This is a genomic window from Kitasatospora sp. NPDC059599, from assembly GCF_042735125.1.
In the GTDB taxonomy this organism is placed as follows: Bacteria; Actinomycetota; Actinomycetes; order Streptomycetales; family Streptomycetaceae; genus Kitasatospora.
Genome location: NZ_JBHWCL010000049.1, coordinates 1 through 14,533, shown reverse-complemented (window position 1 = coordinate 14,533; position 14,533 = coordinate 1). Strand labels below are relative to the sequence as shown.

Sequence of the window (14,533 nt, the reverse complement as noted above, 5' to 3'; positions counted from 1 at the left end):
CCGGGCCGGTCCGCCCCGGCCGGCGGCCGGTGAAGATGCGTCACCCGGCACCCGGTGGCAGCGTGGGACGGGACACCGCCACCGAGGCGAAGGACGTTCCATGGCGCTGCACAAGGGAGCCGGCGACGACCGCCGGCTGAGCATCAATCCGTTCGTGGGCACCGCGGACCCACTGGGCGCCATGGAGCTGGCGCCGCCGCTCCACCGGCTCGCCGAGGGCCCCGTCCCGGCCGACACGGCCTACCAGCTGATCCACGACGAGCTGATGCTGGACGGGAACGCCAAGCTCAACCTGGCGACCTTCGTCACCACCTCGATGGAGGTGCAGGCCACCCGGCTGATGACCGAGTGCCTGGACAAGAACATGATCGACAAGGACGAGTACCCGCAGACCGCCGAACTGGAGCGGCGCTGCGTGGCGATCCTCGCCGCCCTCTGGCACGCCCCCGACCCGGACGGGGCGGTCGGCTGCTCCACCACCGGCTCCAGCGAGGCCTGCATGCTGGCCGGCATGGCGCTCAAGCGCCGCTGGATGCGGCGCAACGCCGAACGCTACGCCGCCGGGGCCCGGCCCAACCTGGTGATGGGCGTCAACGTCCAGGTGTGCTGGGAGAAGTTCTGCACCTTCTGGGAGGTCGAGGCACGCACCGCGCCGATGGACGGCGAGCGCTACCACCTCGACGCCGAGCAGGCGGTCGCCCTGTGCGACGAGAACACCATCGGCGTGGTCGGCGTCCTCGGTTCCACCTTCGACGGCTCGTACGAGCCCGTCGCGGAGATCTGCGCCGCCCTGGACGAGTTCCAGCAGCGCACCGGCACCGACGTCCCGGTACACGTGGACGGCGCCTCCGGCGGCATGGTGGCGCCCTTCCTGGACCCGGAGCTGGTGTGGGACTTCCGGCTTCCCCGGGTCTCCTCGATCAACACCTCCGGGCACAAGTTCGGCCTGGTCTACCCGGGCGTCGGCTGGGCCCTGTGGCGCGACAAGGAGTCCCTGCCGGAGGAGCTGGTCTTCCGGGTCAACTACCTCGGCGGCGAGATGCCGACCTTCGCGCTCAACTTCTCCCGGCTCGGCGCCGAGGTGATCGCGCAGTACTACGTCTTCCTGCGGCTCGGCCGGGACGGCTTCCGAGCCGTCCAGGGCGCCTGCCGCGAGGTCGCCACGTACCTGTCCGCGGAGATCGGGAAGATCGACGAGTTCCGGCTGCTGACCCACGGCGACGAACTGCCCGTCTTCGCCTTCACCACAGCCGAGAACACCACGTTCGACGTGTTCGACGTCTCCCGGCGGCTGCGCGAACGCGGCTGGCAGGTGCCCGCGTACAGCTTCCCGGCGAACCGGGAGGACCTCGCGGTGCTCCGGGTGGTCTGCCGCAACGGCTTCTCCCGGGACCTCGCCGACCTGCTGCTGGCCGACCTCAACCGGCTGCTGCCCGAGCTGCGGCGCCAGCCCGTCCCGCTCAAGGACCTCGGGGTGCCGATCCGGTCGGGCTTCCACCACTGACGGAGACGACGACACGACGGGAGGGCGCCGAATGGGCGCCCTCCCGTCGGACGTCCCGGACGAACCGGGGCAGCCTCCCCCCGCGAGGCTGCCCCGGCTCCGTGGGGGAGCCGGGACGGATTTCGGACGAACGGCACGTGACCGTCCGGTATCCGAACGAAACCACCGGACGGCTGACCGCTCCGACCAGAGAACTCTGCACGACAGCCCCGGGGTTGTTCGAGCGTCACGGGGGCTTGTGAGACACTTCCGTCCGTCTCAGCGCCATGACCTGGGGATTGAGACGCCAGGCCGATGAGGTTGGAGACGCGGAGACACCCGAACGGCCAGGGCCGGAGCCCGTTCCGCCGTCCCGTCCACCGCTCCGCCCCTCACCTTTGGAAGGCCGCATGGGTTCCGCCTGGAAGAACCTGCCCGAGGAGCTGTCCGAGCCCGCCAGACACCTGGCCGAGGAGCTCCGTGCCATCAAGGACGCCGCCGGCCTCTCGCTGTCCGAGCTGGCCACGCGCACGCACTACAGCCGCGCCTCCTGGGAGCGCTGGCTGAACGGCAAGCGGGTCGTCACCGAGCAGGCGCTGGACGCGCTGATCCGCGCGGTGGACTGCGACGGGGCCGCGCTGCGGGCCCTGTGGGAGCGGGCGCTGGCCGCGCCGGAGGAATCGGCCGAGCATGCCGAGCCGTCCGCGTCCGCCGAGGCCGCTGAGGCACCCGACGGCCCCGGTGCGCCGTCCGCCGACGAACCGGCCGCCGGAGGACCGGCCGCCGACGGGTCCTCCCCGGACGAGCCGTCCGACGGGGAACCGGAGGAGGCCCTGGTGACCGGCCAGGCGCCCGGGCCCGGACCCGTCGCCTGGTGGCGGCGCCCGGCGGCACTGGTCACCGGCGCGACCCTGCTGGCAGTCCTGCTGGTGCTGGTGGGCCTGCGCGCCGCCCGGCACGACGGGCAGCCGACGGCTGTCGCCGAGCCGGCCCCGACCGCCGCCCCGGCCGTCTCCCCGGCCGCGTCCGCCACCACCGCCAAGCCCGTCCCCGCCACCCCCACCTGCCAGGCCATGGGCTGCGACCACAAGGACCCCAAGAACACCGGGTGCGGCAAGGACGCGCGGACCCTGCACACCGACGTCATCGGCAAGGTGGTCATCTACCTCCGGTACAGCCAGAAGTGCCAGGCCGCCTGGGCCGCGATCACCGAGGGCGAGCCGGGCGACTTCGCGACGATCATCGACAGCACCGGCGACAGCGAGCAGGGCCTCATCCACTACGGCTACGACAACTACTCGAACATGCTGAACGCGGCGGACCCGACGATCGGCTTCCACCTCTGCGGGCACCAGCCGGCCGGGGACATCTGCACCTCGGAGGTCTTCGACCTGGCCGCCGTCGTGGACTCGACCCCGATCCCGATCGGCCCCGCCTCGCCGCCGCCGGGCACCGGAGCGGGCGCGGCGACCGCCCCGGCGGCCCCGGCACCGACCGACACGGCGCCGGCGGCGGCACCCGGGACCGGAGCGCCGACGCCGGCCTAGGTCCTAGTCGAGGTAGCCGCGCAGCTGTTCGGAGAAGGCGTGGTCGCGGAGCTTGACCAGCGTCTTCGACTCGATCTGCCGGATCCGCTCCCGCGTCACGCCGAACACCGCGCCGATCTCCTCCAGCGTGCGCGGGCGGCCGTCGTCCAGCCCGTAGCGGAGCTGGACGACCTGGCGCTCGCGCTCGCCCAGGGTGGCCAGCACCGCGTCGAGGTGCTGGCGCAGCAGCAGGAAGGTCGCGGACTCGGCGGGCGAGGCGGCGTCGGCGTCCTCGATCAGGTCGCCGAGCGCGACGTCGTCCTCCTCGCCGACCGGGGTGTGCAGCGAGATCGGCTCCTGGGCCAGCCGGAGCAGTTCCCGCACCCGTTCCGCGGTCAGTTCCAGGACCGCGGCGATCTCGGCGGCCGTCGGTTCCAGCCCGCGCTCCTGCAGCAGCCCCCGCTGGACCCGGACCACCCGGTTGATCAGCTCCACCACGTGCACCGGCACCCGGATCGTCCGGGCCTGGTCGGCCAGTGCCCGGCTCATCGACTGGCGGATCCACCAGGTCGCGTAGGTGGAGAACTTGTAGCCGCGGGCGTAGTCGAACTTCTCCACCGCCCGGATCAGGCCCAGGTTGCCCTCCTGGACCAGGTCCAGCAGGGTCAGCCCGCGGCCGACGTAGCGCTTGGCGACGGAGACGACCAGGCGCAGGTTGGCCTCGATCAGCCGACGCTTGGCGATCCGACCCCGCACCACCAGGGTGTCCAGCTCGCCGACCAGCGGGTCGGGCGGCGGCGGGTGGCCGTTCAGCCGCTCCTCGGCGAACAGGCCGGCCTCGACCCGGCGGGCCAGCTCGACCTCCTCGGCGGCGGTGAGCAGGCGGATCCGGCCGATCTCGCGCAGGTACTGGCGCAGCAGGTCGGCGGCCGGGCCGCCGTGGTCCGCCGGCAGGCGGTGTTCGTCCGGTGCGCCGAAGCCGGTGTCGGTGTCACCGTCGCCGTCGGCGTCGCTGCCGGTACCGCCCTCGGGATCCGCGTCGGGTCCGGCGTCCGCCCCGGGCCCCGGGGAGTCCGAAGCGTCCGGGCTCTCGGGGTTCTCCGGGCTCTCAGCGCTCTCGGGGTGGCCCTCCGGCAGGCCCTGGGCGGGGACCCGCGCGCCGTCCGGGGGTGCCGCCCCGGCCCGGCCGTGGTCCGGCTCCTGGTCCCCGGCCCGGCCGGCGGGGTTCGCTCTCGTACTGGTGGTGGTCGCTGCGACGAGGCCTTGCTCCACGGGCATCCCCTCGGGGCGGGCGCGACTCTGGCGGACCCGCGCTGATCGGAGGTGGGACGCCCTCCAGTGTGCGGTACGCCACACTCCGTGGCCGAGACTCGTGCGCCGACTTTCTGTGCAGCGCGTGCCCGGCCCGCCCTCGAACGCCTGGCCGGACCGGGCCTAGAGTGCCGCGGCGCCCCGGCTCTTCAGCTGGTCGCCGTACTGCTGGAGCTGCCACAGCTCGGTCTGCACCGCGTGCTGCTGCTCGGCGTCGGCCCGGTGGCCGAGCCGCTGCAGGTAGCCGCGGACCTCGGTGATCCGGCGGTCGACGGCCAGCAGGCGCAGCTTGACCAGGAACTCCCCCGCGTAGATCGCGTCCACCTTGCGGCGCGAACGCACCGGCTCGACGGTCAGCTCGGTGACCATCGAGCGCACCCGGTCGTCCGGGGACGCCTCGCGCACGGCGCTGGTGAAGTCCGGCAGGGTCGCCCCGTACGCGGCGCCGCCGGCCTTGGCGATGGCCTGCCGGACGGCGGTGTACGGCGGGGTCGGGAACTCGTCCTCGCCGTAGTGGTCGAAGGCCGGGCTCACCAGGTCCGGGTGCTGCAGCGCCAGCTTGAGCAGCTCGCGCTCGACGAACTGGGCCGGGTCCCGCGGGTTGAGCCGGAACGCGGGCTGCGCGGGGCGCGCCGGCTGGGCCGGCTCGGTGCGGCGCTGGGCCGCGCCGCGCGGGTTCTGCTGGCGCTCGCGGTCCCAGCGGGCCAGCTGGGAGACCCGGCGGACGACGAAGGGCTCGTCCAGGATGCCGAGCATGCCGGCCAGCCGGACGGCGTACTCGTGCTGGATCGAGCGGTCCTTGATCTTGGCGACGATCGGAGCCGCTTCCTCCAGCGCCGCCGAGCGCCCCTCCGGGGTGTCCACCCGGTGCCGGGCCACCACCGAGGTCAGCGCGAACTCGAACAGCGGGACCGGGTTGTCGATCAGCTGCTTGACCGCCTCGTCACCCTGGGCCAGGCGCAGCTCGCACGGGTCCATGCCGCCCGGGCTGACCGCGATGGAGGTCTTGGCGGCGAACTTCTGGTCGTCCTCGAAGGCGCGCAGCGCGGCCTTCTGGCCGGCCGCGTCGCCGTCGAAGGTGAAGACCGTCTCGCCCCGGTACTGCGAGGTGTCCATCAGCAGCCGACGGATGATCTTGATGTGGTCCTCGGCGAAGGCGGTGCCGCAGGTGGCCACCGCCGACGTCACCCCGGCCAGGTGGCAGGCCATCACGTCGGTGTAGCCCTCGACCACCACCGCGCGGCCCGACTTGGCGATCTCCTTCTTCGCCAGGTCGATGCCGTACAGCACGTGGGACTTCTTGTAGATCGGCGTCTCGGGGGTGTTGAGGTACTTCGGGCCGTTGTCGTCCTCGCGCAGGCGCCGGGCGCCGAAGCCGACCACCTCGCCGGCGATGTCCCGGATCGGCCAGACGAGCCGGCCCCGGAAGCGGTCGATCAGGCCGCCGCGCTGGCCCTGCGAGGCCAGGCCGCCGAGCAGGATCTCCTTGTCGGTGAAGCCCTTGCCGCGCAGGTAGCGGACCAGGTGCTCCCAGCCGGCCGGCGCGTAGCCGACGCCGAAGACCTTGGCCGCCTCCTCGTCGAAGCCGCGCTCGGCCAGGAAGCGACGGCCGATCTCCGCCTCCGCCGAGGCCAGCTGCTCCTGGTAGTAGGCCGCGGCCACCTTGTGCGCCTCGACCAGCCGGGTGCGCTCGCCCTGCTGGTGGCGGGGGCTGTAGCCGCCCTCCTCGTAGCGCAGGGTGATGCCGGCCTGGGCGGCCATCCGCTCGACGGCCTCGGCGAAGGTGAAGTGCTCGATCTTCATCAGGAAGGCGATGGTGTCGCCGTTCTCCTGGCAGCCGAAGCAGTGGAAGACGCCCTTGGCGGGGTTCACGTAGAAGGAGGCGGACTTCTCGTCGTGGAAGGGGCAGACGCCCTTGTACTCGCCGCCGCCACCATTGGTCAGCTGTACGTAGTCGCCGACCACCGCGTCGATCGGCAGTGCGCTGCGCACCGCCTGTACGTCTTCGTCCCTGATCCGCCCGGCCACCCCGGAAGTCTACTGGGACCGCCGGGCTTTCCGGCTGCGCCGGGGCCCCGCCCGGAGCGGGCGGGGCCGCCGCGGGGGGGCGGCCGCCTCCCCCGGCCCGCCCTCACGCCCGGGCGGCGCCGACGAGCTTGGCGTGCAGGGCCAGTGCCGAGGCGTCGGTCAGAGTGGCGATCTGGTCGATGACCGTGCGCAGGGCCGCGCCGTCGTCCTCGGCCTCGCGGTACATGGCGGCGAACACCGGGTCCAGGCCCTCCGGGGCGCGCCGGGTGAGCACGTCCGCCAGCTCGGCGATCACGATCCGCTGGCGGGCCCGCAGCTGGGCCTGCTCGTCCCGCTGCATGACGAAGCGGACGGCGACCGCCTTGAGCACCGCGCACTCCAGCCGGACGTCGCGCGGCACCACCAGTTCGGCGCCGTGGCGGGTGAGCCGGCCGGGACCGTAGCGGGCGCGGGTGGCCTGCTCGGCGGCCAGGCAGAAGCGGCCGATCAGCTGGCTGGTGAGGTCCTTGAGCCCGGCGCGGTCGCGCGCGGTGCCGTCGTACGAGCGGGGCCACCACTCCTGGTCCAGCAGCCGGTCCAGGGCGGCGGCCAGCTCCTCCGGCCCGGCGTCGCCGGCGTACCGCTCGGCGACCCGGAAGAGCTCGGCGCGCTCGCTCGGGGCGCGCAGCGCGGCCGGGTCGATGTGGCCGGCTTGGAGGCCGTCCTCGACGTCGTGGGTGGAGTACGCCACGTCGTCGGACCAGTCCATCACCGTCGCCTCGAAGCACTTGCGCCCGGCCGGGGAGCCGGCCCGCAGCCAGCGGAAGACCGGCAGGTCGTCGGCGTAGACGCCGTACTTGGGCGAGGCCGGGTCAGTGGGGTGGGCGCCCCTGCTCCACGGGTACTTGGTGGCGGCGTCGAGCGCGGCGCGGGTCAGGTTCAGGCCGACGCTGCGGCCGGGCCAGGGGGCGAGCCGGGTCGACGGCTCCTCCTTGGGGGCGAAGCGCTTGGGTTCGAGCCTGGTCAGGATGCGCAGCGACTGGGCGTTGCCCTCGAAGCCGCCGCACTCCTCGGCGGCCTGGTCGAGGGCTTCCTCGCCGGTGTGGCCGAAGGGCGGGTGGCCGATGTCGTGGGCCAGGCAGGCGGTCTCCACCAGGTCCGGGTCGCAGCCCAGGGCCGCGCCCAACTCCCGCCCGACCTGGGCGCATTCGAGGGAGTGGGTGAGCCGGGTGCGCGGGAAGTCGCTGCGCATCGGGGCGACCACCTGGGTGGTGCCGGCCAGCCGGCGCAGCGCCGCCGAGTGCAGCACCCGGGCACGGTCGCGCTGGAAGGCCGTCCGGCCCGGGCGCTTGTCGGGTTCGGGGACCCAGCGGGCCTCGGCGGTGTGGTCGTACGGGGTCGGAGCGGCGAGGCTGTGCGCGGTGTCATCCATATGCCGCTCACGGTACGCCGCACCCCCGACACGCGGGGGGTGCCGCGCGCGAAGGAGCGCGGGCCGGGGCGTGAACGGTGCGCGGCGCGCGGGTGCCCGTCCCGGTGAATCCTCCTCACCCGGACGGCGCAGCTCCGCGCGCCCACCCCGGCGCCCCGTGCGGGCCGGCCCGGACCGCGTCGTTCCGCCCCCGGACACCGGGGCGCCCGGGCCGCACGGGCCGCCCGTGGATCAGCCGCGGAGCGCCTTGAGGACGATCCCGGCCTCCGCCTCCTGCCCCTTGGCGTTGGGGTGGATCGGGGCCAGGCCGCGCGCCGGGACCGGCGGCTCGATCCAGCGCTCGCCCTCCCCCGCGCACATGTCGTGCCCGACCGAGGGTCCGGCGGTGTCCACGAAGACCGCGCCGGCAGCCTCCGCGTGCTGCTTGAGCATGGCGTTGAGCTGCTTCTCCTTCTCCGCGAGGAAGCCCAGGTCGGCGACGGCCACGGTCTTGCCGAGCACCGGCAGGCAGCCGGACGGGTCGGCCGGGAGCAGCGTCGGGTACCCGATCACGTACACCCTGGCCTGCGGGGAGCGCCGCTTGACGTCCTCCAGGACCCGGCCGAGCCGGTCGCCCGCCGTGTCCACCCTGCGCTGGACCTCGTCGGTGCCGTCGCCGGAGGAGTAGTGGTCCCGGCAGGGCGAGGCGGCGCGGGTCTGCTTGATCACGCCCTTCACCGCGTCCAGCAGGTTGTCCTTGGCGCACTCGACGACGACGTCCATGAAGCCGGCATCGTTGCCACCGATCCCGAGGGTGACCAGCCGGGTGTCCGCGCTCAGCGCGTCCAGCTGGGCCGGGTTGGTGCCGTTGCCGGTGTTCTGCGCCCCGGTCAGGTCCTCGGTGGTGGCGCCGGTGCAGCTGACGTCCCGGAACTGCCCGGACGCCACCCCGAGGCCCTTGGCCACCAGGGACGGGTAGTTGGCCCCCGAGCGGGAGCAGCCGCGCGGCTCACCGGTCTGCGGGGGGATCTGCATACCGGCCGTGTACGAGTCGCCGAGCGCGACGTACGGGCCGGTGGGTGGCGGGGTGGGCGTCGGCGACGGGGTCGCGCCGGCCTTCGCGCGGCCGGGCACCGCGCCCGCGAAGTCCTTCCCCTGGCTGTCCGCACCTCCTCCACCGGTGCATCCGGCCAGCAGTAACGCGGCCAGCCCGGCCGTCAGGGCGACGGTCGGGCGTGCGGTCCTCGGCATGGCATCCCCCCGGGGGTACGAACATTCACGGTCGGCTCCTCACGGCAGCCCGTCCCCCGGGCACCTCCGGCTCCAACGACCGGACGGGGCCGATGACTCCCGCCTCCGCGAAATCCTCCCAAGGGGAATCCCGGTCCCCGTCGGCGGGCCCGTCGGCGGGCTCCGCCGGTGCCGGTGCCGCTATTCCGCGCCGCGCTCGTGCTCGGCGAGGAACTGCTCGAACCGCCGCCCCAGTTCGTCGGCCGACGGCAGGTCCACCGGCTCGGCCAGCAGGCTCTCCCGCTCCTCGGAGCCCGCCACCGCGTCGTACTGGCCCTCCATGCCGCGGATCGCCGAGCGCAACTCGCCGTCCCCGTGCGTCAGCTGCTCCTCGATGTCGGCGTAGACCTCGCCGACCCGCTCGCGCAGGCCCGTCCCCGGCAGCACCAGCCCGGTCGCGGACTGCACCGCCTCCAGGATCAGCACGGCGGCCGCCGGGTAGGCCGAGCGGGCCACGTAGTGGGGGACGTGCACGGCGAAGCCCAGGACGTCGTGCCCGGCCTCGGCCAGGCGGTACTCCAGCAGCGCCTGCGCACTGCCCGGCACCTGGGCCTGCTCGAACCACTGCGGGTAGCCCGGCGCGAGGTCCAGCCGGTTGCCGTGCGGCGTCAGGCCGACCGGGCGGGTGTGCGGGACGCCCATCGGGATGCCGTGGAAGTCGATCGACAGCCGGACCTCGAAGCGCTCCACCAGCTCGCGGACGGCGCCCGCGAAGCGCTCCCACTCGACGTCCGGCTCGGGCCCGCTGAGCAGCAGGAACGGCGCGCCGGCCGCGTCGCGGACGAGCTGGAGCAGGATCTCCGGCGGGTCGTAGGACGTCCAGTGGTCGTGGTCGAAGACCATCGCCGGACGGCGGGCCCGGTAGTCGACCAGCCGGTCGTGGTCGAAACGGGCCACCACCTGCGGCGATCCCGTCTCCAGCAGGTGGGCCACCACCTGGCCGCCGGCCTCGCCGGCGTCCATGAAGCCCTCGAAGTGCTGCAGCAGCACCAGCCCGGCGCCGGTGTCGCGCAACTGCGCCGCGGCGTCGGCCACCGCGGCCACGCCCTGCTGATCCAGCTCGTACAGCGCCTGGAAGTCACGCACCGCGCACCCAACCCCGTTCTCTGCTCGTCGTCCGACCGGCTTCTCGTCCTCTCCAGCGTGCCGGGCGCCGCCGGAATTCCCGCCACGCCGGACGGCTCGTTCGGGGGCGCGTCCGACCGCTCCGGACCATGATCGCACCGGACCGGAGAATCCCTGGTCACGGGGCTGCGGAGGCCCGTTCCGGAGGGCGCCGTAGCAGCCCGCGCGGCCATTCGCGTGCCGCGAAGTGACGCACCGCCTTCTGGCGGGTATCGTCCTCTCGCTGCCTCGCATCGTCGCGTCGTCGTCACGTCGTCCCGTAACGCCGTCGGCCACGTCCCGGTCCGGTGCTCGGCCAGCCACCCACGACGCATCTTGCCTTCACCTGGCCGCCCGCTTCCCTTCGCGCTCTCGTTTCCTTCTCGGCCATTTCGCGGACGCACACTGTCCCCTCGCTCTTCCCGCCGGACCGGTCCGAGGACCCGTGTCCGTTCCGGCACCCGCGCCGCCCGTTCCGGGCCGCCGCCCCCGCCCCGCCCGACCGGATCCTCCGGCGCGCACGGCTACCCGGCGGACGGTCACGGGCCGGGGCGAAAACGTCACCGCACCCCGAGCCGCACCCCGGCGAGGGAGGCACCCTCCGACCGATGAAGGACCGAAGGTTCCGTGCCCGTACCTGTCATCCTCACCGGCCGCACCGTGCGGCTGGAGCCACTCGCCGCGCACCACGCCGAGGCCATCGCCGAGGCCGGCGCCGAGGACCGTACGACCTACGCCTTCACCCCCGTCCCGCACGGCCTGGAAGCGGCCCGCGACTACATCGCGCGCGCCCTCGCAGACCAGGCCGCAGGACGGTCGCTGCCGTTCGCGACGGTGAACGTCGCCGACGGCCGGGTGGTGGGCTCCACCCGGTTCCTGGAACTGGACTACTGGCAGGGCCCGATGGTGTGGCCGCCGGTGCCCGGCGTGCCGTTCGGCGATCCCGCCACGGCCGTCCCGGACGCCGCCGAGATCGGCAACACCTGGCTCTCGCCGCGCGCCCAGGGCACCGGCATCAACACCGAGGCCAAGCTGCTGATGCTGCGCCACGCCTTCGAGACCTGGGGCGTGCAGCGCATCTCGCTGCGCGCGGACGCCCGCAACCTGCGCTCGCGGGCCGCGATCGAGCGGCTCGGCGCGACGGGCGAGGGCGTGCGCCGGGCCCACTCGCGCGGGCTGGACGGGGTGGTGCGCTCGACCGCGTTCTACTCGATCCTCGACGCCGAGTGGCCGGCCGTCCGGGACATCATCGAGCTGCGGATCGCCGCCGCCACCTCGCCGAGCGCCCCGGATCCGGCGATCAACCAGGAGTGCCTTAGACCGGGCGGTGGCGGCGCCGGGCAGCTGATGATCACGGCCTGACCGGGGACCACCTGCCGGTGGCGGCGTTCCTCAGGACCCAGGTGAGGACGGCCGTGCCGTGGGGGTCCCCGGGCGGCACCGACCAGCGGTGGTGGCTCGACTCGACGACCGCCGACGTCGGACGCCAGCCACCGCGGACCCGGGTGACCGCCACCTCCCAGACCGGGTGGCCGTCCCCGGGCCGGCAGATCCTGACCGAACCCTCGTGGGTGTGCACCGCCCAACGGTGGTCCAGCACGTCCGTGTGCCGCCCGGCCCGGATGCGCTGCCACTGTTCGTCGGTCCACTGCACGTCGGGGACGGGGTGCGGCCGCGGAACCAGCATGTCCGTACGCCCCCGGCCGCCGGTGACGGATCCGGGCGCCGGGAACGCCCAGCCGGGGAGCGGCTCCCGGGCGGCCAGCCAGCCCTCCGGGACACCCGCGGTGCCGGTGCGCGCGGCGACCACTCCCCCGGTGATCGCGGCCACGGTGTCCATGTCGCCGCCGGCCGCGACGGCTTCCCACACGGCGGCCGGATAGTCGGCGAGCCGTCGGGCGGCGCACCACAGGGCGTACGGGACGGTGTCGGCGGCGGAGGTCCGGCTGCCGTTGCCGAGCACCTTCGCGACGACCCGGAGGTCCGGCTCGCCGAGCAGGCCGATCGCCTCGATCAGGCCGTCGCGCACGGCGCCCGGCGGGGTGTGGTGGGCGACGGCTCCCAGGAAGGACTCCTGCGTCGTGCTCTCGGTCCGGGCCCGGACCGCCAGGGCCGCCGCGACCGCGACGGCAACGGCCCCGTCGACGGCCTGCGGGTGGGTGTGCGTGATGACCGCGGTGCGCGCGGCCTGCCGCACCGCTTCGTCGAGGTCCCCGGCGTACGCGGCTCCCAGCGGGGCGACCCGCATCGCGGCGCCGTTGCCGTACGAACCCTGGCCGTCGAAGAGTTCGGCCGCCAGCGTCCGGGCGTCGCCGCCCTCGCGGACCAGCCGCAGCATCCGGTTGGCGGCCGGGCCGTAGCCGCGGTCGAAGTCGTGGCGGCGGGCGAAGGCGTGGGTGAGGTCGAAGGTGTCGATCGCGCCGCGCTCGGCGTGGGCGGCGTACACCGAGCAGGCCATCTCGGTGTCGTCGGTCCACGGCCACGGGCCGGGCGGGTCGGTGCGGGCGGCGAGGTGGGCGCGGGCGGTACCGGGGACGAAGAACTGGGCGCCGAGGGCGTCACCGACGGAGAGGCCGACGAGCGCGTCGAACGCGGGGCCCGTGTGTGGGGTCGTCATATGGGGCCAGCTCAGCCGCTCGACCGCCCCTTCGTCAACACGTTTGCCGGGACGCCACCGACGGGGGATGTTTCGCATACCCCCGATCCGGGCGGGAAACACCCTGGCATGACCCGCGCGAACCCGCTCGACCCGGTCGCCCTGCTCGGCGCCGACCAGCAGCACATCGCCACCCGGGCGCAGCTGCGCCGGCTCGGGGTGCCCTCCGGCACCATCGCCCACCGGCTGCGGCCGGGTGGACCCTGGCAGCAGGTCCTGCCCCGGGTGATCTGCCTGCAGAGCGGCAGGTTGACGATCCATCAGCGGCTGCGGGCCGCCCTGGCCTACGCGGCGCCGAAGGGGACCGAGCCACAGGCCGGGGAGGTGCTGCTGACCGGCTTCGCGGTGCTGGCCGACGCCGGGCTGCCGAGCGCCGGGCACCCGGCCGACATCGGCGCGGTCGACGTACTGATCCCCCGCCAACGACGCGTCTGCGACCGGGAGTTCGTCCGGATCTTCCGGGCCGGCGGGGCGATGCCCGGCGGCTTCGAACGGGACGACGGGCTGTGGAGCACCACGGTCGCGCGGGCGCTGGCGGACCTCGCGCCGAAGGAGACCGGGCAGCGCCGGTTCCGGGCGCTGTGCGCGGAGGCCGTCCAGCGGCGGCACTGCGAACTCGGCGAACTGCTGGACCAGTTGCTGACCAGACCGGGCGCGCTCGGGCTGCCGCACGTGGCCCGGGTGGTCGAGGACCTGACCGCCGGGGTGCGCTCGGTGGTCGAGGGCGAGGCCCGCGAACTGCTGGCGCACGCGGGCCTGCCCGAACCGCTGTGGAACCCGGTGCTCTTCCTGGACGGACGCTTCCTCGCCGTCCCGGACGCCTACTGGCCGCACGCCTGCGTGGCCCTGGAGATCGACTCCCGCGCCTGGCACCTGCGCCCGGCCGACCACGAACGCGGCCTGACCCGCGCCAACCGGCTCACCACCGCCGGCCTCCCGGTGGTCCGCACCACCCCGGTCCAGCTCCGCCGCGACCCGGCCCCGGTGCTGCACGAACTGACCGCCCTGGTCACCACCGGCCCGCACGGCCCGCACGCCCGGGTCACCTGGCGCCGGGCGAGGTGACGCCGCGCAGGCTCACGGCGGCCCGGCGCCGGTGCGGGGCTCAGCAGCGGGGGTCGATCTCCTGGAAGGTCGCGTAGTGGTCCGCGGACCAGTACTGCTCGCCGGAGGTGCCGGTGACCACGCGGCGGGTGCCGCGGTCGCCGGAGCCCGGGGTGACCACGGTGAACTCGTGGTAGTAGCCGTCGGCCTTCTTCGGCAGCCGGCTCTCGCGGTTCTCGAAGACGATGCCGTCACGGTTGTAGGGGTACGGCCCGCCCTTGGCGATCAGGCCGAGGGTGTCCTGGGCCTGGCTGGGGAGCTTGGTGCGGCAGACGTCGGCCAGCGCGGGATCGGCGGGGACCCAGCTACCGGCCGCGGAGGGGGCGCCGCCGGCCGGCGGGGACGGCTTGGGGGCCGAGGACTTGGGGGCCGGGGAACCCGCGCGGGTGGCCGCCGAGGGGCTCGCGGCGGCCTTGGGGTGGCCGCTCCCCCCGTTCGCGAGGAGGTACCCGACCCCGGCCAGGACCACCAGGATCAGCACGGCCACGACGACGAGCGGGTTCTTTCGACTGGTCATGCGCCCCAGCTTGGCAGGCACCCGGGCCGCGCCCGACGAGCAGCGCGCGTGGCCGCCGCCACACCGGGCTGCCACGCAGGCCGCCGCACGGGCGGCCGCACGGGCCCGTGCGCAGACGTACGGC

At 74.4% G+C, this 14,533-nt stretch carries 11 protein-coding genes; 4 read left to right on the top strand and 7 right to left on the bottom strand.

Translation table 11 applies throughout. From position 1 onward, the window contains the following. Nucleotides 1–100 precede the first annotated feature (100 nt). Together ACFV04_RS18790 and ACFV04_RS18785 are read left to right on the top strand one after the other, a co-directional pair. Nucleotides 101–1,504 carry a glutamate decarboxylase gene (locus ACFV04_RS18790; protein WP_380530277.1) on the top strand — a complete coding sequence of 468 codons (1,404 nt, stop codon included), beginning with the start codon at nucleotides 101–103 and terminating at the stop codon, nucleotides 1,502–1,504. 389 nt (nucleotides 1,505–1,893) lie between these two features. Further along, the gene (locus ACFV04_RS18785; protein ID WP_380530275.1) at nucleotides 1,894–3,030 is read left to right on the top strand and encodes a helix-turn-helix domain-containing protein; all 1,137 of its coding nucleotides are present in this window, start codon (nucleotides 1,894–1,896) and stop codon (nucleotides 3,028–3,030) included. Between the two features lie 3 nt (nucleotides 3,031–3,033). Here ACFV04_RS18785 and ACFV04_RS18780 read toward each other — a convergent pair whose 3' ends face one another. The 5 genes from ACFV04_RS18780 to ACFV04_RS18760 form a co-directional block, all read right to left on the bottom strand. Beyond that, nucleotides 3,034–4,287 carry a sigma-70 family RNA polymerase sigma factor gene (locus tag ACFV04_RS18780; protein WP_380530272.1) on the bottom strand — a complete coding sequence of 418 codons (1,254 nt, stop codon included), beginning with the start codon at nucleotides 4,285–4,287 and terminating at the stop codon, nucleotides 3,034–3,036. A gap of 156 nt (nucleotides 4,288–4,443) precedes the next feature. Next, on the bottom strand, nucleotides 4,444–6,348 hold the full coding sequence (gene dnaG, locus ACFV04_RS18775; RefSeq protein WP_380530269.1) for a DNA primase: 1,905 nt from the start codon (nucleotides 6,346–6,348) through the stop codon (nucleotides 4,444–4,446). A gap of 103 nt (nucleotides 6,349–6,451) precedes the next feature. Then, entirely contained in the window at nucleotides 6,452–7,759 is a 1,308-nt protein-coding gene (locus ACFV04_RS18770) for a deoxyguanosinetriphosphate triphosphohydrolase (protein ID WP_360248845.1), read from the bottom strand. Nucleotides 7,760–7,990: 231 nt separating this feature from the next. Further along, complete coding sequence (locus ACFV04_RS18765) at nucleotides 7,991–8,989, bottom strand: SGNH/GDSL hydrolase family protein (RefSeq protein ID WP_380346243.1); 999 nt, start codon at nucleotides 8,987–8,989, stop codon at nucleotides 7,991–7,993. Between the two features lie 180 nt (nucleotides 8,990–9,169). Beyond that, complete coding sequence (locus tag ACFV04_RS18760; RefSeq protein ID WP_360248839.1) at nucleotides 9,170–10,114, bottom strand: PAC2 family protein; 945 nt, start codon at nucleotides 10,112–10,114, stop codon at nucleotides 9,170–9,172. Nucleotides 10,115–10,759: 645 nt separating this feature from the next. On the opposite strand from ACFV04_RS18760, the gene ACFV04_RS18755 reads away from it, so the two are divergent. Next, nucleotides 10,760–11,494 carry a GNAT family protein gene (locus ACFV04_RS18755; RefSeq protein WP_360248836.1) on the top strand — a complete coding sequence of 245 codons (735 nt, stop codon included), beginning with the start codon at nucleotides 10,760–10,762 and terminating at the stop codon, nucleotides 11,492–11,494. Here ACFV04_RS18755 and ACFV04_RS18750 read toward each other — a convergent pair. Beyond that, the gene (locus ACFV04_RS18750; protein ID WP_380530264.1) at nucleotides 11,484–12,749 is read right to left on the bottom strand and encodes an ADP-ribosylglycohydrolase family protein; all 1,266 of its coding nucleotides are present in this window, start codon (nucleotides 12,747–12,749) and stop codon (nucleotides 11,484–11,486) included. The genes ACFV04_RS18755 and ACFV04_RS18750 overlap by 11 nt on opposite strands. Nucleotides 12,750–12,857: 108 nt before the next feature. Here ACFV04_RS18750 and ACFV04_RS18745 point away from each other — a divergent pair, with 108 nt between their 5' ends. Next, complete coding sequence (locus ACFV04_RS18745; protein WP_380346240.1) at nucleotides 12,858–13,853, top strand: hypothetical protein; 996 nt, start codon at nucleotides 12,858–12,860, stop codon at nucleotides 13,851–13,853. Between the two features lie 40 nt (nucleotides 13,854–13,893). Here ACFV04_RS18745 and ACFV04_RS18740 read toward each other — a convergent pair whose 3' ends face one another. After that, nucleotides 13,894–14,409 (bottom strand): ribonuclease, encoded by a 516-nt coding sequence (locus ACFV04_RS18740; RefSeq protein ID WP_380530259.1) that lies wholly within the window; start codon nucleotides 14,407–14,409, stop codon nucleotides 13,894–13,896. Nucleotides 14,410–14,533: the final 124 nt, after the last annotated feature.

Bases quoted from the DNA above. Each gene is read 5' to 3' on its own strand.
- ACFV04_RS18790 (WP_380530277.1), top strand. From the start codon at position 101: ATGGCGCTGCACAAGGGAGCCGGCGACGACCGCCGGCTGAGCATCAAT.
- ACFV04_RS18785 (WP_380530275.1), top strand. From the start codon at position 1,894: ATGGGTTCCGCCTGGAAGAACCTGCCCGAGGAGCTGTCCGAGCCCGCC.
- ACFV04_RS18780 (WP_380530272.1), bottom strand. From the start codon at position 4,287: ATGCCCGTGGAGCAAGGCCTCGTCGCAGCGACCACCACCAGTACGAGA.
- ACFV04_RS18770 (WP_360248845.1), bottom strand. From the start codon at position 7,759: ATGGATGACACCGCGCACAGCCTCGCCGCTCCGACCCCGTACGACCAC.
- ACFV04_RS18765 (WP_380346243.1), bottom strand. From the start codon at position 8,989: ATGCCGAGGACCGCACGCCCGACCGTCGCCCTGACGGCCGGGCTGGCC.
- ACFV04_RS18750 (WP_380530264.1), bottom strand. From the start codon at position 12,749: ATGACGACCCCACACACGGGCCCCGCGTTCGACGCGCTCGTCGGCCTC.
- ACFV04_RS18745 (WP_380346240.1), top strand. From the start codon at position 12,858: ATGACCCGCGCGAACCCGCTCGACCCGGTCGCCCTGCTCGGCGCCGAC.
- ACFV04_RS18740 (WP_380530259.1), bottom strand. From the start codon at position 14,409: ATGACCAGTCGAAAGAACCCGCTCGTCGTCGTGGCCGTGCTGATCCTG.